The sequence below is a fragment of the Nonomuraea sp. GTA35 genome (genome assembly GCF_041950525.1).
Classification (GTDB): domain Bacteria; phylum Actinomycetota; class Actinomycetes; order Streptosporangiales; family Streptosporangiaceae; genus Nonomuraea.
This window is the reverse complement of record NZ_JBGNUV010000005.1, coordinates 586,483-602,722: the sequence shown is the minus strand read 5'-3', so window position 1 is coordinate 602,722 and position 16,240 is coordinate 586,483. Positions and strand designations below refer to the sequence as shown.

The window sequence follows — 16,240 nt, the reverse complement described above, 5'->3', positions numbered from 1 at the left end:
GGTCTTCCTCCTCAGAGGATGTCATGTACCCCCGTGTGGGTGAGCACGCGCTCATATCATGGGCGGATGGGCACACGCGACCGCATCCTCGACGCGGCTGAGCAGGCGATTCACGAGTTCGGCATCGCGGGGGCCACCACCAAACGCATCGCCCAGCGGGCCTCCTGCTCCGAGGCGCTGCTCTACAAGCACTTCGCGAACAAGGAGGAGCTCTTCCTCGCCGTGCTGCTGGAGCGCATGCCCGCGCTCGGCCCGGCCCTGACGAAGCTGCGGCTCGGCGTGGGGCAGGGAGATCTCAGGGCCGGCCTCGTCGAGTTCACGGGCACGGCCGTGGAGTTCTACGCCAGGGCCGCGGCCGTCGCCGGAGGCGTGCTGGGCGATCCGCCGCTCATGGCGGGGTTCAGGAGCATGCTGGCCAAGAACGACCTCGGCCCGCACCTGCCGATCCAGGCGCTGGCCGAGATCCTGCGTGCCGAGCGGCAGGCGGGCCGGATCGAGGCCGGCATCGACCCGGGCGCCGCCGCGTCCCTGCTGATGGGCGCCTGCTTCCACCGGGCGAACCTGGCGCACTTCGTGGACCTGCCCGACGACGACGCCACCTGGGCCGCCACGGTCGTCGACACGCTGTTCAGGAGATGACGCGGCTCTCCCCGCCGTCCACCAGCAGCGAGACCCCGTTCACGAACGACGCCCGCTCGCTGGCCAGGAACGCCACCACGTCCCCCACCTCCTCCGGCCGCCCGATGCGGCCCACCGGCACGCTCTCGCCCCGCTCGCGCAGCGCCTCCTCACCGCCCGACAGCTCGCGCAGCCGCTCGGTCTCGATGGGGCCGGGCATGACGTTGTTGATCCGTACGCCGTCGCGACCCACCTCGCGGGCCAGCGTGCGCACGACGCCGGCCACCGCGGAGCGCATGGCGTTCGACAGCGCCAGGTTGTCCAGCGCCTCCCTGGCCGACCTGCTGGTGATCGTGACGATCCGGCCCCAGCCGCGCGAGCGCATCTCCGGCAGCACCGCGTGCACCAGGCGTACGGTGCCGAGCAGGTTGCGCTGGACGGCCACGTCCCAGTCGTCGAGCCCGACCGCGTCGAACCGGCCCGCCGGCGGCCCGCCGGCGTTCGCGACGAGGATGTCGACCGGCCCGAGCACGTCGCGCGTCTCCTCGGCCACCCGCCGGGCGGCGGCCGGGTCCTCCACGTCGGCCAGCACCGCGTGCACGACCTTGCCGAACTCCTGCAGCTCCACCACCGCGTCCGCGAGCTTCTCCGGGTCGCGGGCGCTGACGCACACGTCGCAGCCCTCCCGCGCCAGGCTCTTGGCGGCGGCGAGCCCGATGCCCGCGCTGCCTCCGGTGACGAGTGCGACCTTGCCAGAGATGCCGAGATCCATAGGGGCGACTATAGATCGTTCGCTCAGGTCAGGGGCACGTGCGCGAGCTTGTCGGGGTTCAGGACGCCGTAGATCTCGCTGATGCGGCCGTCCCGGATGCCGATCATGACGAGCTGCCGGTGCCCGCCCACCTGGGTGGCGACCGCGGGCAGGCCGTTGACCTCCATCATCCGCACTTCCTTGAAGTCGTAGCGTGCCACCAGCCCGAGCAGGAACGAGGCCACCTTGTCCCGTCCGAGGATCGGCCGCAGCGCCGCCCTGACCTTGCCGCCGCCGTCGTTGTAGGCCACGACGTCCTCGTGCAGCAGCTCGGTGAGCGCGGCCAGGTCGCCGCCCCCGGCCGCCCGCATGAACGTCGTCAGCAGCTCCGCGTGCTCCTCGCTGGACGGCCGGAACCGGTCACGCCCCTCGGCCAGCCGCGCGGAGGCCCGGTGGTGCAGCTGCCGGGCGTTCGCGACCGAGACGCCGACGATCCCGGCGATCTCGTCGTACGGCAGCTCGAACGCCTCCCGCAGCACGAACACCGCCCGCTCCGGCGGCGAGAGCCGCTCCATCATGTGCAGCGTCGCGTACGACACCGTGTCGCGCAGCTCCGCCGTGTCCAGCGGCCCCGCCTGCGCGGTCTCGACCGGCTCCGGCAGCCACGGCCCGGTGTAGGCCTCCCGCTTGACCCGCGCGGAGCGGAGCTGGTCGAGCGCCAGCCGCGAGACCACGGTCACCAGGAACGCCCGCGGCTCCCTGATCCCGGCGTGGTCGGTGGCCTGCCAGCGCAGCCACGCCTCCTGCACCACGTCCTCGGCGTCCCACATGCTGCCGAGCAGGCGGTAGGCCAGCCCGAGCAGCATCGGCCTGTGCTCCTCGAAGTCGTCCACGATCGGCATCATGCCCTGTCCCCGAGGCGGGCGGCGTCCCGGGGCGCTGGTTTCCCGGCCAACGGGTAGAAAACCAGCGGCAACCATGATGAGCTGGGCAAGTGGCGAGAAATCTGATCCTGTCGGGAGGCCCGTTCCATGACTTCGCCGCCACGTCGGCCGCGCTCGCGGACGTGCTGGCCGAGGTGGGGGTCGAGTCGGAGATCACCGAGGACATCGCGGGCGCGCTCAGCGAGCCGTCGGAGGTCCAGCTCATCACCGTCAACGCGCTGCGCTGGCAGATGACCCAGGACCGCTTCGCCGACCTGCGCGACGAGTGGCGCTTCGCCTTACCGGCGCAGGCCCGCACCACCCTCCTCGACCACCTCGACCGGGGCGGCGGGCTGCTGTGCATGCACGCGGCGTCGATCTGCTTCGACGACTGGCAGGGCTGGCCGCGCGTCCTGGGCGGCTGCTGGACCTGGCCCAAGTCCCACCACCCGCCGCTGGGCTGGACCGGCGTGCGGGTGCACGGCAGGCATCCGGTGGTCGACGGGCTGCGCGACTTCGACCTGGTGGACGAGGTCTACAGCGACCTGGACGTGCTGCCCGACGTCGAACCGCTGGCCTCCTCGAACGGCCAGCCGCTGATCTGGGCGCGGCCGGTGCGGCGCGGACGGGTCATCTACGACGCGCTGGGGCACGACACGCGCTCCTACGACAACGAGATCCACCGGACGCTGCTGCAGCGGGCGGCGCTGTGGCTGCTCAAGCGGCCGGTCACGATCACGGAGTAGCGGACCAGCCGCTCCACCTGGTCACCTCGACGAGGATGACGGGGCCGGCGGGCCGGCGCTCGCGGTACTGCGCGTACTTGGCCACCAGCGCGTCGAGCGCCCGCTCGCGGTCGTCCCCCTGCTCCAGGACGGCGGCCTGCCCGTCGGCCCGCGCCCACCACAGCCGGGTCCAGTCGTCCTCGTAGTGGTCGGCGAGCACGCTCACGGCGGGGCTGGCCCTGATGTGGCTCAGCCGCTTGAGCCGCGTCGTGGTCTTCGGCTTGTGGTCGACCGCCGTCACGATCCTCGCACCGAGCAGCGCGAACGTGATGGGCACCACGCGGGGCGCGCCGTCGGGGCCGACCCAGGCCAGCCGCGCCACCTGCTGCGCGCCGAGCCGCTGGAGATCGCACGTCATGCCGCCATGGTCGCACCACCGGCGTGTCCGGAACCTACAAGACCGGCCGGCGCCGATCCGGGCACGATGACTGCATGAACGTGAACCTTTCCCTGATCCCAGGTTTTTTGGCCGGGCACGGGCGGCTCCTCGACCGCCGCCGCTACGACCTGCTCACCGGCGCGGGCGACGCGCCCGGCGCGCTGGCGGCCCTGGAGGGTTACCGCAACGCCGACGGCGGCTACGGCTGGGGGCTGGAGCCCGACCTGCGCTCGCCCGAGAGCCAGCCGGGCGCGGCGCTGCACGCCTTCGAGGTGTTCGAGGAGGCCGGCCCGGTCACCTCGCCGCACGCCGCGGCGCTGTGCGACTGGCTGGAGTCGGTGACGCTGCCCGACGGCGGGCTGCCGTTCTCGCTGCCGCTGACGCTCTCCACGGCCACCGCCCCCTGGTGGTCGGGCGGCGACGCGGCCACCTCGTCCCTGCAGATCACCGCCATCACCGCGGCCGTCGCGCACCGCGTGGCCGCCCACGACCCGGCCGTGGCCGCGCACCCGTGGCTGGAGAGGGCCACGCGCTACTGCTTCGAGGCGATCCAGGCGCTGGAGGAGCCGCCGCACGCGTACGTGCTGCTGTTCGCGGTGCGCTTCCTCGACTCCGTGTACGACACCAGCCCCCGCGCGGCCGACCTGCTCAAGCGGCTCGCCGCACGCATCCCCGAGGACGGCCGGGTGCCCGTCGCGGGCGGCACCGAGAACGAGGCCCTGCGCCCGCTGGACTTCGCGCCGTTCCCCGGGCGGCCGGTGCGCGACCTGTTCGAGCCCGCGGTGATCGCGGCCGACCTCGTCCGGCTGGCGGGGGAGCAGCGGGACGACGGCGGGTGGACCGTGGACTACGCGCGGATCTCGCCGGCCGGGTCGCTGGAGTGGCGCGGCGCCGCCACGGTCAACGCCGTGCGGCTCCTGCGGGCGAACGGGCTCGTCTGAGGCCGGGTTCCCGCCCGGCAGGACGCCGGGCTCGCCGGGCGCCGGGCTCGCCGGGCGCCGGGCTCGCCGGGTGCCGGGTCCGTCAGGCGTCGCGGGCTCTGGTCAGCGGGCCAGGCGCCTGGCCGACTCCGACTCCTGGGCCATGCGGCGCAGCGTGTCGAGCGCCCTGCCGTACAGGACCGTGCCGAGCACCAGCGCCTCCACGGCGGCGTCGCGCGGGCCGTCGAACGGGATGCTGCCCATCTCGACCTCCGCCACCAGCTTGCGCGCCACCTCGCCGTACGGCGCCAGATCGACGGGCACGCCGAGCTGGCGCATCCTGACCAGCGTCTGGGTCAGCTCGTCACGGGTGGGCGCGTCGGGATGGACGTCCCACCCGAGCTCCGCGACGAACGCGTCCACCTCGGCGCGGGCGGACTGCCACTCCTCACCGGGCTCGGGCTCGACGGCCGGGCTGAGCGCCCAGTGAGCGGTCCCCAGCATCTGGTGCACGGGCAGCGACTCGTCCTCGACGGCGGCCACGATCTTCTTGATCGAGGCCACGGAGAGCCGGCCCACGTCGAGCAGGGCCCGGATCAGGCGGAGCCTGCGCAGGTGCGTCTCGTCGTACTCGGCTCTGGTCGCGGCCGTCTGCTCGCCCTGGTGGAGCATGCCTTCGCGCAGGTAGTACTTGATCGTGGGGATGGCCACCCCGGACTTGGCGCTGAGCTCGGAGATCCGCATCGTTAGATAATAAAGCTATCCAGAGCGTGCCAGATGCCGGGCCGCGCTCACGAGCTCGTGCACGTCGGCCTGGCGGTTCCAGAGGAAGACCACCTCCAGCGGCGGCACGTCCTCCTTGATCGGGATGAACACCAGGCTGTCGGGCACCGTGGTGCCCTCGCGCACGCACAGAGCGTAACCCGCGCCGTCCTGCACCATGTTGACGACCAGGTCGTGACCGGCCGCCGACGGGCCCAGGCGGGGGTGCAGGCGCTGGCGTACGAAGGCCTCCAGGAACCGGCGGGCCCCTGCCACGGCGTCGGACTCCGGCATGAGCAGCGGCTCGCCCGCCAGGTCCGACAGCGACAGCGCCTCGTACTGCGCCAGGGGGTGCTCGCGGTGCAGCAGCGCGCGCACCGGGAAGCGGTGGATGAGCATGCGGCCCACCCCGCGCGGCAGCGAGCCGGGCGCGTAACCGAGCCCCGCCTGCAGGGCGCCGTCCGCGATCGAGACGATCTGCTCGGCCGTGCCCATGGGCGCCATGCGCAGGCGCCCGGTGTGGAGCTGGGAGAGCAGCCGGGCGGCGACGTCCGCCAGGCCGTCGGCCACGCCGAGGCGGGTGGTCCCGCCCGTGCACCTGGCGGCGGCCACGGCACGCTCGAAGGCGTCGAGGGCGACGGTCGCCTGGGCCAGGAACGCCTCGCCCGCCTCGGTGAGCGTCACCCCGCTCGACGAGCGGCTGAACAGCTCGACGCCGATCTCCCTCTCCAGCGCCCTGAGCTGCTCCGACAGCGTGGGCTGCGCGATGTGCAGCGCGGCGGCGGCCCTGCGGAGGCTGCCTGCTCGTGCGATCGCCATCGCATACCGGACATAGCGTAAATCCATCGCTCACCTCGGCGTCATGATGATGAGCTATCGGTAGATCACACCTCCGTATTACAAGAGGGGCTAGCTTCCGTGAAGATGTCCAGTCACTTAGATGCGCGAATATTTCTGGTTATTCCGTGTTCTGTGCAGGTCAGGCTGGCTGTGCGGCAATAATCGCGGATGTCTGGCAAATGTCGCGGAGCGGGAAATACTGCCCTTGTGGCCGCCCGAAATTCCGAGGGGTGAAAGGGTGGCCCGGGAGGGTGCCGTTGCGGCCATGCCAAGCAAGCGCTTGCCCGCACGTGCTGGCGGGGCTAGCGTGGCGGGCGACCGGAACGCGCCGGGGCGGGAGGAGAGGTCATGCAGCCCTTCGCGGGGCGCGCGGCCGTGGCCGGGGTCGGGATGACGGCCCTGAGCAGGCAGTCGGGCCGCAGCGAGCTGGAGCTGGCCACGCAGGCGTGCCGGGCCGCGTGCGCGGACGCCGGGATCGCGCCGCGCGAGGTGGACGCCGTTCTCAGCTACCACCTGAACGACTCCGCGCCCGTCGTCCAGGTCGCCAGGGCCCTCGGCGTCGAGCGGCTCGGCTGGCACAACGACATCGCCGGAGGCGGCACCCAGGCGGCCTCGATCCTCGGCGACGCGGCCATGCTCGTCCACTGCGGCCTGGCCCGCAACATCCTCATCTACCGGGCGCTCAACGGCCGCTCGGGCAGGCGCATGAACACCGTCTCCACCGGCCCCCAGGAGCGCTACACGTACGGGCTGGCCGGCCCCATCCCGCTGTTCGCCCTGGCCGCCACCCGCTACCTGCACGACACCGGGCTCACCGCCGAGCACCTGCACGCCGTCGTCGCCCAGTCCAGGCAGAACGCCAAGGCCAACCCCCGGGCCCTGCGCCGCGAGCCGCTCGAACTCGCCGACTACCTGTCCAGGCCGTACGTCTGCACCCCGCTGCGCACGGTCGACTGCTGCCAGGAGACCGACGGGGCGTGCGCCCTGCTGGTCAGCGGCGTGCTGGACGGGCCGCGCGTGCGGGCGGTGGTACGCGGGGGCGGGTCGGGCTGCTCGTCGATGGACCGCGCGCCCGACGTCACGGCGATCTTCTCGGCGTACGTGGCCCCCATGCTCTGGGAGGCGTCCGGCATGCGGCCGCAGGACGTGGACGTGGCGCTGCCGTACGACGCCTACTCGTGGCTGGTGCCCCGGCAGCTGGAGGACTTCGGGTTCGTGGCGCGCGGTGAGCTGGGGGCGTACCTGCTGGAGCGCCGCCACGCCTGGGTGAACCCGCACGGCGGGCTGCTGTCCGAGGGGTACGTGCACGGGCTGAACAACGTGGCCCAGGCCGTGCGCGAGCTGCGCTCGGGAGGCGATGTGGCGCTGGTGACGGGGTTCGGCGGCAGCTACGGGAGCGCGGCCCTGCTCGTGCGGTGAAATGGGCTGAAATGCTGATGGTTCCCTCGACATGTACGGGGTGTTCCAACCCCGAGACCGAGGAGGCCGACCATGGGGACCGCCCGTGGATGACGACCGGAAGAACCGGTTCGAGGCCATCTACAAACAGACGTACGAACACATACTCGGCTACGCCGTACGCCGCTGCGAGTCCCCCGAGGACGCGGCGGACGTGGTGGCCGAGACGTTCGCCATCGCCTGGCGCCGCTTCGACGCGCTGCCGGCGGGCGGCGAAGCCAGGCTCTGGCTGTACGGCGTCGCGCGGAACGTGCTGGCCAACCACCGCCGCGGCCTGGCCAGGCACCGGCACCGGAGCGTGCGGCTCGACACCGACGTCGCCGACCTGTACGCCCGCTCGCCCGAGCACAGCGCCGAACTGAGCGCGATCGCGCGCACGCTGCGCGAGCTGCCCGATGACGACCGCGAGCTGATCTCGCTGGTCGCCTGGGAGGGGCTGGACCCCGGGGAGATCGCCCGGGTCCTGGGCTGCTCGCGCAACGCCGCGCGCATCCGCCTCCATCGCGCCCGCAAGCGCCTGTCCAAGGCACTGTCCAGCGCCGGGATCACGGCCGACGGCTTCGCTGTGGAGTTCATATGAACGAGCTGAGCAACCTCGCCAGGATCCGGGACGAGGAACTGTCCGGGCAGGCGTCCGGCGCGGGGGCGCGGGCGCTGTTCGAGGCGATCACCGCCGAGAGCCCCGAGCCCCTGGCCGCCAGGCCGCGCCGCGGCGCCAGGCGGCTCCTGCTGAGCGTCGCCGCCGCCATGGCGCTGGCAGCAGGGGTGACCCTCGCCAACGTGACGGGAGGCGCCACGGTGTCCTACGCCAGCGCCGAGCTGGACATCACACAGGAAGGCGGCGAATGGGTGGCCCGGATCAAGGACCCCTACGCCGAGCACGAGAAGTACACCCGGGGTTTCGCGGCCGTGGGGCTGGACGTCCAGGTGCAGATCGTGCCCACCGCGCCGAGCCGGGCCGGGCGGATGCTGCAGATGGGCGGGTCCGGCTCGCGCATCTCGACCGCGACCGAGCCCGAGGGCTGCGAGCCGGGGCGGGCCGGATGCGCCCTGGTGATCAGGGTGCCCGTCGGGTCCGGCGGCGGGGCGTGGGTCAAGTTCGGGCGCCTGGCCAGGCCGGGGGAGGCGTACGACCTTCCCGGGCGGGCCACCGCCAAGGGCGAGCCGCTGGAGGGCGTCAAGGTCAGCGGGCGCACCGTGGGCGAGCTGACCGAGGAGGCCCGCAGGCGGGGCGCCCGGACGGTGTTCCAGGTGATCCGGCCCCGGGAGAACTACGAGGGCTATTCCATCCGGGCCGGTGACAGCTCGGCCGGCGTCCGGGACGACTGGTTCGTCTGGGAGGCCGAGTCGGTGGCGGCCGGCGTGGTGCGGCTGCTGGTCACCGAGGAGCGCCTGCCGAAGAACCCGGTCTACGGGGACGTGGTGCCGCCGGTCGGGTGACGATCGGCCCGGGGGTTTCGGGCCCTGGCAGCGGGATCACGTGGTGGTGGTGAAGGCCGGGTGCAGGGCTTCGGCCTCCTCGGCGGACAGCACCGCGCGGGCGGCCAGCCACGCCGCCGCCCCCGCCACGTCGCCGGCCACCGTGATCCCGACCGTCCCGCTGGTCCCGTCGGTCGTGCCCGTCGCGCCGGTCATGCCGGTCACGGCCTTCGTCTCGGCCGCGTCGCTCGCCGCGCGGACGGTCCTGCTCGCCAGCAGCTCGATGACGGCCTGCCGCACCGGCCCCTCGCTGGTGAGCACGCTCCCGGCCAGCACCACCGGCCCGGCGCCGTGTACGCTGCGCAAGGTCGCGACCAGGCGGGCCGCGGCCTCGCGCACGATCTTCACCGCCTGCGGGTCGCCCGCCGCGGCCGCCCGGCTGACCAGCGGCGCCAGCTCGGCGAGCGCGAGCGGCGGCCGGGCGTGCACCGCCGCCGCCAGCCGCGCCACCGGATCACTGCCCAGCCCATCGGGCAGCAGGTGCCGCACCACGAGCGCCGCCATCCCGCCGCTGCCGCCCGCCACGCCGTGTCCCGCCACAAGCCCGTCACCGGTCGCCGCGCCGCATCGAGCCGCGCCGCCTCTGGCCGCATCGCCTCTGGCCGCGCCGCCTCTGGCCGCGCCGCCTCCCGCCGCGCCGCATCCGGGCGCATCGCATCCGGCCGCATCGCCACCGGCGGTCGCGAGGGCGCGGATGGTGGCGCGGGCGGCGGCGCGGCCGAGCCAGAAGGCCGAGCCCTCGTCCCCGAGCTGCCACCCGAACCCGTCGGCGGTGGCGACCGCCCGATGGTCGATAATTTTTGCCGCGATCGCCCCCGTCCCCGAGATCAGCACGCTCCCGGACGCCGCAGCCGTACCGGCGGCGAAGGCGGTCACGATGTCACCCACGGACGTCACCGGGACCCCGGGCAGCACCTCGCCGAAGACCTGATCCGCCAGCGCCGCACACGCCTCCGGACTGCCCGCCACCCCCACCACCACGGCCTCCACCTGCACCGGGGCAACCCCACTCAAGGCAGCCCGCACGGCGGCCGCCAGGTTCGCGGCGGCCGGGTCGCGCCCCAGCGCCCCCGGATTGGCCCCGCCCGCGCACCCGCGCCGCACCGGCTCGCCCGCCACGGTGAACAGCGCCGCCCGCGACGACGTGCCGCCGGCATCGACACCCAGAACCAGTCGCATGTCAAAAATTATTGCCGAACCGCCTTGACGGCACCAGTCTCTGAGCATAATTATCACCGCGTGGAACTCCTCAACCGCATCAGAGCCGACCAGCCCGACATGCCCGAGGCCCTGCGCAAGGTGGCCGACGCCATCATGGAAGGCCCCGCGGAAGCCGCCCGGCTGACCATCGTCGACCTGGCCGAGCGGAGCGGGACGTCCACGGCCACCATCACCCGCTTCTGCCGCGCCCTCGGCTTCGCCGGCTACGCCGAGCTGCGCGTGGCCATCGCCACCGAGACCGGCCGGGTCGCCCAGCAGACCTGGGAGACTGACATCGGCCAGGAGATCCTGCCCGACGACAGCCTCGAAAGGGTGCTGGGCGTCGTCTCCGGCAACGACATCCGCCTGATCCAGGAGACCCGCGACCAGCTCGACCTGGCCGTGGTGGAGAAGGTCGCGCAGGCGGTGGCCAGGGCGGGGCGGGTGCTGCTGTTCGGGGTGTCGAGCAGCGCCGCCGTGGCCAGCGAGATGGAGTACCGGCTGCAGCGCATGCGCGTACCGACCTGGAGCAGGTCCGACGCCCACAGCGCGCTGACCGACGCGGCGCTGCTCGGCCAGGGCGACGTGGCGATCGGGATCTCCCACAGCGGCAGGACCCGCGAGGTCATCGAGGTGCTGGCGGAGGCGGGCAGCCACGGCGCGATCACCGTGGCCGTCACCTCGCAGCCGAGGTCGCCGCTGGCCGAGGTGGCCGAGCTGGTCCTGACCACGGCGAGCAGGGCGACGAGCTTCCGGTCGGAGGGGTTCGCCGCGATCCACTCGCAGTTGCTGGTGCTCGACGTCGTCTACGTGTCGGTCGCCCAGCGCACCTACGAGCGCACGAAGCAGGCGTTCGACGTCACCGTCAGGGCGGTGGCCGGCCACCGCCTCCCCGCAGGGGACTGAGCCGCCTACCAGAAGGGAAGGTATGACGATCAATCCGAGCGACTTCACCGACCACATCGCCCGTCTCGTGCGGACGATCCCGGACGACCCCGAGATCACCCGCGCCGCCGACCTGTTCACCAAGGCCCTGACCGCCGGCGGCGTCATCCAGGCGTTCGGCTCGGGCCACTCCGAGGCCGTCGCGATGGAGATCGCCGGCCGCGCCGGCGGCCTCGTCCCCACCAACCGCCTCGCCCTCAGGGACATCGTCCTGTACGGCGACGCGCCCCGCTCCGAGCTCGACCGCTACGACCTCGAACGCGACCCCTCCATCGCCCGCACCCTGCTCGACCTGGCCCCCGTCCAGCGGCACGACCTGTTCGTCATCATCTCCAACTCGGGCGTGAACGGCGTCGTCGTCGAGCTGGCCACCCTCGTCAAGGAGCGCGGTCACGACCTGATCGCGATCACCTCGCGCGCGCACGGCGAAGCCGCCGCGCCCCGCCACCCCTCGGGCCGCAAGCTCGCCGACCTGGCCGACGTCGTCCTGGACAACCACGCCCCGTACGGCGACGCCGTCCTGCCCCTGCCCGGCGGAGGCGCGACGGGGGCCGTCTCCACGATCACCTCCGCGCTGCTGGCCCAGCTCGTGGTCACGCAGACGGTACGCAACCTGCTCGAAGCCGGTGAGGTGCCACCGGTGTACCTCTCGGCCAACGTCCCCGAGGGCGACGAGCACAACCTGCGCCTGGAGGCCCGGTACGCGGGCCGCATCCGCCGCGGCGCCTGACCTGTACGGCACCACCGCTCTCTTCGGCATGCACTGACATTCGGGGGCCCGCACAACCTGCAAGGAGAACCCCACTCATGTCACGAAATTTCGGAAAACTCCTCGTCTCCTTAGCCCTCCCCGCCATCCTCGTCGCGGTGACCCTGGTCGCCGCCCCGGCCAGCGCCGACCAGGCCGTCCGCCTCCAGTACCGCACCAGCGCCCCCGGCGCCACCACCGCCCAGGCCGAGCCGTGGCTGCGCCTGTTCAACGACGGCACCACCACGGTCCCGCTCAACCAGGTCAAGATCCGCTACTACCTCACCGGCACGGAGACCTACCGCTTCGCCTGCTCCTGGGCCGTGGTCGGCTGCGCCACGATCACCGGCCGGTTCGCCCCGCAGGAAGGCGGCAAGCAGTACCTGGAGGTGGGCTTCACCTCAGGCAGCCTGAGCCCGGGCCAGAACACCAGCGACATGCAGCTCCGCTTCCACCGCGCCGACTGGCAGACGTTCGCCCAGGGCGACGACTACTCCTACGGGCCGAACACCGCCTACACCAACTGGGACAGGATCGCCGTCTACGTGAACGGCCAGCTCGCCTGGGGCAAGCCCACGGGCACCGACCCCGACCCGGACCCCGATCCGACGAACCCCCCGGGCGGCACCGGCGAGCTCTTCGACGACTTCACCTACTCGAGCTCGACCGACCCGCGCCTCGCCCAGCGCGGCTGGACCGTCCGCTCCAGCTCCGGCGGCCCCGGCGTGCCCGGCGCCACCTGGTCGCCCTCGGCCGTCTCGTTCCCCGGCGGCCTGCTGACGCTCGACTCCTCGACGAACGGCACCGCCGCCGGCACCGTGCAGACGGAGCTGTCCACCGCGAGCCGCAAGTTCCACGAGGGCACGTACGCGGCCCGTGTGCGCTTCAGCGACGCCCCCACCGGCGGCCCGGACGGCGAGCACGTGGTGCAGACGTTCTTCACCATCACCCCGCTGCGCTACAACCTGGACCCCGACTACGGCGAGCTCGACTTCGAGTACCTGCCGAACGGCGGCTGGGGCGAGCCGTCGAACATCCTGTACGCCACGAGCTGGGAGACCTACCAGGGCGAGCCGTGGCAGGCCGTCAACACCCACACCGAGGAGCGCACGAGCTTCGCCGGCTGGCACGACCTGGTCATCCAGGTCTCGGGCGGCCGGATCAGGTACTACGTGGACGGCCGCCTGTTCGCCGACCACGGTGACATCCACTATCCCGAGACCCCGATGTGGATCATGTTCAACCAGTGGTTCATCGATCTGCAGAGCGCGACCGGGACCCGTACGTACCGGCAGCAGGTCGACTACCTCTACCACAGCAAGAACGAGGTCGTCCCGCCCGCCACCGTGCTCAGCCGCGTCGCCGCGCTGCGTGCCGCAGGCACCGCGTTCAAGGACACCGTCCCCAACCCGTGACTGAAGCCCCGCGCCCGCCCGCGCGGGCGCGGGCACCCCCCGTGAAGAGGAACGCCATGAAACACCGCATCCTGGCCCTGGCGGCCGTGCTGACGCTGAGCGCGTGCGGCACCCCGGCCGAGGAGCCCGAGGCGAGCGGCCCCACCAAGCTGACCGTCTGGATCATGGACGGCAGCGTCACCGAGGACCTGCTGAAGAAGTTCGAGACCGAGTACGAGGGGGCGCACCAGGGCATCGACCTCGACATCCAGATCCAGGCGTGGGACGGCATCGGCGAGCGCGTCACCGCGGCCCTGGCCAGCACCGACGCCCCCGACGTGATCGAGGTGGGCAACACCCAGGTCGCCCAGTACTCGGCCAGCGGCGGCGTGACCGACCTGACCGCCAAGGTGGGCGACCTGAAGGGCGCCGACTGGCTGCCCGGCCTGGCCCAGCCGGGGAACATCGACGGCAAGCAGTACGGAATCCCCTGGTACGCCGCCAACCGCGTGGTCGTCTACAACAAGGACCTGTTCGCCTCGGCAGGCATCTCGAAACCCCCGGCGACTCGCGACGAATGGCTAGAAGTCACGAAAAAGCTCAATAAGGACGGCAACCAGGGTATCTACCTCACCGGCCAGACCTGGTACGCCCTGGCCGGCTTCATCTGGGACGAGGGCGGCGACCTGGCGATCCAGGAGGGCGGCAAGTGGAAGGGCGCCCTCGACACGCCCCAGGCCCTGGCCGGCATGGACTTCTACAAGCAGCTCCAGGCCCTCGGCAAGGGCCCCAAGGACGCCGACGAGGCGAACCCGCCCCAGCACGAGGTGTTCGCGCAGGGCAAGGTCGCCCAGATCATCGCCGTCCCTGGCGTCGCCGCCCGCGTCCTGGAGGTGGACGCGAAGCTCAAGGACAAGATGGGCTTCTTCCCCATCCCGGGCAAGACGGCCGACAAGCCGGGCACGGTGTTCACGGGTGGCTCCGACCTCATCATCCCGGCCGCCTCGCAGCGCCAGGAGGAGGCGTACGAGCTGGTCAAGGCCCTGGCCGGCGAGCAGTTCCAGACGGAGCTGGCCAAGGCCATGAGCTTCGTGCCGAACCGTACCTCGCTGGCGGGAGTGCTGTCGGGCGACGAGGGCACCGCCGCCATGGCCGAGGCCGCCGCCAACGGCCGCGCCACCCCGAACACCCCCAACTGGGCCGCCGTCGAGGCCACCGCCGTTATCAAGCAGTACATGACGGCCGTCCTCACCGGAGCCGACCCGGCGGCGGAGGCACGCAAGGTCTCGGAGTCGATCACCACGACCCTGAACAGCGGATCCTGATGCGGACCCGTTCCCCCTGGCCCTACCTGCTCATCGCACCCACGGTGGCAGGCGGGGCCTTCCTCCTGCTCTATCCGCTGATCAAGGCGGCGGTGATCTCGTTCCAGCACTTCCGCATGGGCGAGCTGATCAGAGGCGGGGCCGCGTTCGCCGGCCTGGAGAACTACGCCGAGCTGCTGTCGGGCGAGGAGTTCTGGCAGGTGCTGGCACGCACCCTCGCCTGGACCGCGATCAACGTGGTGCTCATCGTCGGGCTGGCCACCGGGATCGCGCTGATGCTCCCGCGCCTGCGCCGCGGCCTCCGGCTGGCGCTGATGAGCGCCCTCGCCCTGGCCTGGGCCACGCCGATCATCGCGGCCACCACCATCTTCCAGTGGCTGTTCCAGTCGGAGCTGGGAGTGGTGAACTGGCTGCTGGTCACGCTCGGCTTCGACTCCTTCCGCGGCTACACCTGGTTCGCGGACGGCACGGCGACGTTCGCCGTGCTCGTGATCCTCGTCGTGTGGCAGTCCGTCCCGTTCGCCGCGCTCACCCTCTACGCCGGGCTCACCACCATCCCCGTGGAGCTCTTCGAATCGGCCAGGATCGACGGCGGCACCGGCTGGCAGGTGTTCTGGAAGGTCACGTTCCCCATGCTCAGACAGCTCTTCGCCCTCGTCGCCTCGCTGGAGGTGATCTGGGTGGCCAAGTGCTTCCCCCAGATCTGGGTGCTCAGCCAGGGCGGCCCCGACGGCGCCACGACCACCCTGCCGGTGTACGCGTTCAAGGTCGCCCGCGTCCTGCACCGCTACGACCTCGGCTCGGCGGTCGCCATGCTGACGGTCATCCTCCTGGCCGTCGCCCTGATCGCCAACCTGCGCCGGATGGTGCGCTCATGAAGCGACTGCTGCTGAACGCCTCGGCCGTGGTGGTCCTCATCGTGACGATCTTCCCGGTCTACTGGATGTTCCTGACCGCCTTCAAGCCCACCCGCGACATCCAGTCGGACACCCCGACCTTCTGGCCGGCCGACCCCACCCTCGACCACTTCGTCACCGCCGTGAACGCCCCGGACTTCTGGACCTACTGGCGCAACAGCCTGCTCGTCACCGCGGGCGCGGTGCTGGTCGCCCTGCTGGTGGCGCTGATGGCGTCCTTCGCGGTGGCCCGGATGCGGTGGCGGGGCCGGGGCGCGTTCGTGGTGGCGGTATTCGCGGCGCAGATGGCGCCGTGGGAGGCGCTGCTGGTGCCGGTCTTCATCATCGCCCGCGACACGGACCTGCTCGACTCGCTGGCCATGCTGACCGGCGTGTACTTCATGATCACGCTACCGTTCACCATCGTCACCCTGCGCGGCTTCCTGGCCGCGATCCCGCCGGAGCTGGAGGAGGCGGCCCAGGTGGACGGCTGCAGCCGCCTGGTGGCCTTCCGGCGCGTGGTCTTCCCGCTCCTGGCGCCCGGCCTGATGGCCACCTCCCTGTTCGGCTTCATCACGGCCTGGAACGAGTTCGCGTTCGTCAACGTGCTCATCATCAAGGACCAGGACAAGCGCACGCTGCCGGTGTGGCTGTCGTCCTTCAGGGACGTCTTCGGCACGGACTGGGGCGCCACCATGGCCGCCGCCAGCCTGTTCGCCCTGCCGGTGCTGCTGCTCTTCCTGTTCCTGCAACGCCACGTCGGGACGGGGATGACGGCGGGGGCGGTCAAGGGGTGAGGGATGCCCCAGGGCGTGGC

The 16,240-nt window shown here is 72.1% G+C and carries 18 protein-coding genes; 12 read left to right on the top strand and 6 right to left on the bottom strand.

Annotated features, from left to right (window positions below):
* Positions 1 to 66: 66 nt before the first annotated feature.
* Positions 67 to 639 carry a TetR/AcrR family transcriptional regulator gene (locus tag ACBJ32_RS26035; RefSeq protein WP_375128907.1) on the top strand — a complete coding sequence of 191 codons (573 nt, stop codon included), beginning with the start codon at positions 67 to 69 and terminating at the stop codon, positions 637 to 639.
* Here the strand turns inward: ACBJ32_RS26035 and ACBJ32_RS26030 are convergent.
* A complete protein-coding gene (locus tag ACBJ32_RS26030; RefSeq protein WP_375128906.1) occupies positions 629 to 1,390 on the bottom strand; it encodes an SDR family oxidoreductase in 762 nt (253 codons plus the stop codon). The two genes, ACBJ32_RS26035 and ACBJ32_RS26030, sit on opposite strands and share 11 nt — an antisense overlap.
* A 23-nt stretch (positions 1,391 to 1,413) precedes the next feature.
* Positions 1,414 to 2,274 carry an RNA polymerase sigma-70 factor gene (locus ACBJ32_RS26025; protein ID WP_375128905.1) on the bottom strand — a complete coding sequence of 287 codons (861 nt, stop codon included), beginning with the start codon at positions 2,272 to 2,274 and terminating at the stop codon, positions 1,414 to 1,416.
* A gap of 89 nt (positions 2,275 to 2,363) precedes the next feature.
* On the opposite strand from ACBJ32_RS26025, the gene ACBJ32_RS26020 reads away from it, so the two are divergent.
* Complete coding sequence (locus ACBJ32_RS26020) at positions 2,364 to 3,038, top strand: ThuA domain-containing protein (protein WP_375128904.1); 675 nt, start codon at positions 2,364 to 2,366, stop codon at positions 3,036 to 3,038.
* On the opposite strand, the gene ACBJ32_RS26015 is transcribed toward ACBJ32_RS26020, so the two are convergent.
* Complete coding sequence (locus ACBJ32_RS26015; RefSeq protein ID WP_375128903.1) at positions 3,028 to 3,435, bottom strand: TIGR03668 family PPOX class F420-dependent oxidoreductase; 408 nt, start codon at positions 3,433 to 3,435, stop codon at positions 3,028 to 3,030. The two genes, ACBJ32_RS26020 and ACBJ32_RS26015, sit on opposite strands and share 11 nt — an antisense overlap.
* 74 nt (positions 3,436 to 3,509) lie before the next feature.
* On the opposite strand from ACBJ32_RS26015, the gene ACBJ32_RS26010 reads away from it, so the two are divergent.
* The gene (locus ACBJ32_RS26010; protein ID WP_375128902.1) at positions 3,510 to 4,397 is read left to right on the top strand and encodes a hypothetical protein; all 888 of its coding nucleotides are present in this window, start codon (positions 3,510 to 3,512) and stop codon (positions 4,395 to 4,397) included.
* A gap of 102 nt (positions 4,398 to 4,499) precedes the next feature.
* Here the strand turns inward: ACBJ32_RS26010 and ACBJ32_RS26005 are convergent, their stop codons facing one another.
* Both ACBJ32_RS26005 and ACBJ32_RS26000 read right to left on the bottom strand, forming a co-directional pair.
* The gene (locus tag ACBJ32_RS26005; RefSeq protein WP_375128901.1) at positions 4,500 to 5,120 is read right to left on the bottom strand and encodes a MerR family transcriptional regulator; all 621 of its coding nucleotides are present in this window, start codon (positions 5,118 to 5,120) and stop codon (positions 4,500 to 4,502) included.
* 15 nt (positions 5,121 to 5,135) lie between these two features.
* Positions 5,136 to 5,984, bottom strand: coding sequence for a LysR family transcriptional regulator (locus ACBJ32_RS26000; RefSeq protein ID WP_375128900.1), 849 nt, complete (start codon positions 5,982 to 5,984; stop codon positions 5,136 to 5,138).
* A gap of 342 nt (positions 5,985 to 6,326) precedes the next feature.
* Between ACBJ32_RS26000 and ACBJ32_RS25995 the strand changes: the two genes are divergently transcribed.
* The 3 genes from ACBJ32_RS25995 (at position 6,327) to ACBJ32_RS25985 (ending at position 8,876) form a co-directional block, all read left to right on the top strand.
* On the top strand, positions 6,327 to 7,397 hold the full coding sequence (locus ACBJ32_RS25995; RefSeq protein ID WP_375128899.1) for an acetyl-CoA acetyltransferase: 1,071 nt from the start codon (positions 6,327 to 6,329) through the stop codon (positions 7,395 to 7,397).
* A gap of 85 nt (positions 7,398 to 7,482) precedes the next feature.
* The gene (locus tag ACBJ32_RS25990; RefSeq protein ID WP_357869975.1) at positions 7,483 to 8,016 is read left to right on the top strand and encodes an RNA polymerase sigma factor; all 534 of its coding nucleotides are present in this window, start codon (positions 7,483 to 7,485) and stop codon (positions 8,014 to 8,016) included.
* Positions 8,013 to 8,876: a hypothetical protein gene (locus ACBJ32_RS25985; RefSeq protein WP_375128898.1), complete on the top strand. Its 864-nt coding sequence runs from the start codon at positions 8,013 to 8,015 to the stop codon at positions 8,874 to 8,876. The genes ACBJ32_RS25990 and ACBJ32_RS25985 overlap by 4 nt, the downstream gene beginning before the upstream one ends.
* Positions 8,877 to 8,912: 36 nt before the next feature.
* Here the strand turns inward: ACBJ32_RS25985 and ACBJ32_RS25980 are convergent, their stop codons facing one another.
* Positions 8,913 to 10,094, bottom strand: a complete 1,182-nt coding sequence (locus ACBJ32_RS25980) for a BadF/BadG/BcrA/BcrD ATPase family protein (RefSeq protein WP_375128897.1) — start codon at positions 10,092 to 10,094, stop codon at positions 8,913 to 8,915.
* A gap of 60 nt (positions 10,095 to 10,154) precedes the next feature.
* Between ACBJ32_RS25980 and ACBJ32_RS25975 the strand changes: the two genes are divergently transcribed.
* The 6 genes from ACBJ32_RS25975 to ACBJ32_RS25950 all read left to right on the top strand — a co-directional run bounded on the left by ACBJ32_RS25975 (position 10,155) and on the right by ACBJ32_RS25950 (position 16,220).
* On the top strand, positions 10,155 to 11,021 hold the full coding sequence (locus tag ACBJ32_RS25975) for a MurR/RpiR family transcriptional regulator (RefSeq protein WP_375128896.1): 867 nt from the start codon (positions 10,155 to 10,157) through the stop codon (positions 11,019 to 11,021).
* Positions 11,022 to 11,043: 22 nt separating this feature from the next.
* Positions 11,044 to 11,790: an SIS domain-containing protein gene (locus tag ACBJ32_RS25970; RefSeq protein ID WP_357869987.1), complete on the top strand. Its 747-nt coding sequence runs from the start codon at positions 11,044 to 11,046 to the stop codon at positions 11,788 to 11,790.
* A gap of 77 nt (positions 11,791 to 11,867) precedes the next feature.
* On the top strand, positions 11,868 to 13,223 hold the full coding sequence (locus tag ACBJ32_RS25965) for a cellulose binding domain-containing protein (protein ID WP_375128895.1): 1,356 nt from the start codon (positions 11,868 to 11,870) through the stop codon (positions 13,221 to 13,223).
* 56 nt (positions 13,224 to 13,279) lie between these two features.
* Complete coding sequence (locus tag ACBJ32_RS25960) at positions 13,280 to 14,527, top strand: extracellular solute-binding protein (RefSeq protein WP_375128894.1); 1,248 nt, start codon at positions 13,280 to 13,282, stop codon at positions 14,525 to 14,527.
* Positions 14,527 to 15,405, top strand: a complete 879-nt coding sequence (locus ACBJ32_RS25955) for a carbohydrate ABC transporter permease (RefSeq protein ID WP_375128893.1) — start codon at positions 14,527 to 14,529, stop codon at positions 15,403 to 15,405. Before ACBJ32_RS25960 ends, ACBJ32_RS25955 begins: the two co-directional genes overlap by 1 nt.
* Positions 15,402 to 16,220, top strand: a complete 819-nt coding sequence (locus ACBJ32_RS25950; RefSeq protein WP_375128892.1) for a carbohydrate ABC transporter permease — start codon at positions 15,402 to 15,404, stop codon at positions 16,218 to 16,220. Before ACBJ32_RS25955 ends, ACBJ32_RS25950 begins: the two co-directional genes overlap by 4 nt.
* Positions 16,221 to 16,240: the final 20 nt, after the last annotated feature.

What these genes read in the sequence shown, in the direction of transcription:
- ACBJ32_RS26035 (WP_375128907.1), top strand. Translation starts at nt 67, where the DNA reads ATGGGCACACGCGACCGCATCCTCGACGCGGCTGAGCAGGCGATTCAC.
- ACBJ32_RS26030 (WP_375128906.1), bottom strand. Translation starts at nt 1,390, where the DNA reads ATGGATCTCGGCATCTCTGGCAAGGTCGCACTCGTCACCGGAGGCAGC.
- ACBJ32_RS26025 (WP_375128905.1), bottom strand. Translation starts at nt 2,274, where the DNA reads ATGATGCCGATCGTGGACGACTTCGAGGAGCACAGGCCGATGCTGCTC.
- ACBJ32_RS26015 (WP_375128903.1), bottom strand. Translation starts at nt 3,435, where the DNA reads ATGACGTGCGATCTCCAGCGGCTCGGCGCGCAGCAGGTGGCGCGGCTG.
- ACBJ32_RS26010 (WP_375128902.1), top strand. Translation starts at nt 3,510, where the DNA reads ATGAACGTGAACCTTTCCCTGATCCCAGGTTTTTTGGCCGGGCACGGG.
- ACBJ32_RS26005 (WP_375128901.1), bottom strand. Translation starts at nt 5,120, where the DNA reads ATGCGGATCTCCGAGCTCAGCGCCAAGTCCGGGGTGGCCATCCCCACG.
- ACBJ32_RS26000 (WP_375128900.1), bottom strand. Translation starts at nt 5,984, where the DNA reads ATGGATTTACGCTATGTCCGGTATGCGATGGCGATCGCACGAGCAGGC.
- ACBJ32_RS25995 (WP_375128899.1), top strand. Translation starts at nt 6,327, where the DNA reads ATGCAGCCCTTCGCGGGGCGCGCGGCCGTGGCCGGGGTCGGGATGACG.
- ACBJ32_RS25985 (WP_375128898.1), top strand. Translation starts at nt 8,013, where the DNA reads ATGAACGAGCTGAGCAACCTCGCCAGGATCCGGGACGAGGAACTGTCC.
- ACBJ32_RS25980 (WP_375128897.1), bottom strand. Translation starts at nt 10,094, where the DNA reads ATGCGACTGGTTCTGGGTGTCGATGCCGGCGGCACGTCGTCGCGGGCG.
- ACBJ32_RS25970 (WP_357869987.1), top strand. Translation starts at nt 11,044, where the DNA reads ATGACGATCAATCCGAGCGACTTCACCGACCACATCGCCCGTCTCGTG.
- ACBJ32_RS25965 (WP_375128895.1), top strand. Translation starts at nt 11,868, where the DNA reads ATGTCACGAAATTTCGGAAAACTCCTCGTCTCCTTAGCCCTCCCCGCC.
- ACBJ32_RS25960 (WP_375128894.1), top strand. Translation starts at nt 13,280, where the DNA reads ATGAAACACCGCATCCTGGCCCTGGCGGCCGTGCTGACGCTGAGCGCG.
- ACBJ32_RS25955 (WP_375128893.1), top strand. Translation starts at nt 14,527, where the DNA reads ATGCGGACCCGTTCCCCCTGGCCCTACCTGCTCATCGCACCCACGGTG.
- ACBJ32_RS25950 (WP_375128892.1), top strand. Translation starts at nt 15,402, where the DNA reads ATGAAGCGACTGCTGCTGAACGCCTCGGCCGTGGTGGTCCTCATCGTG.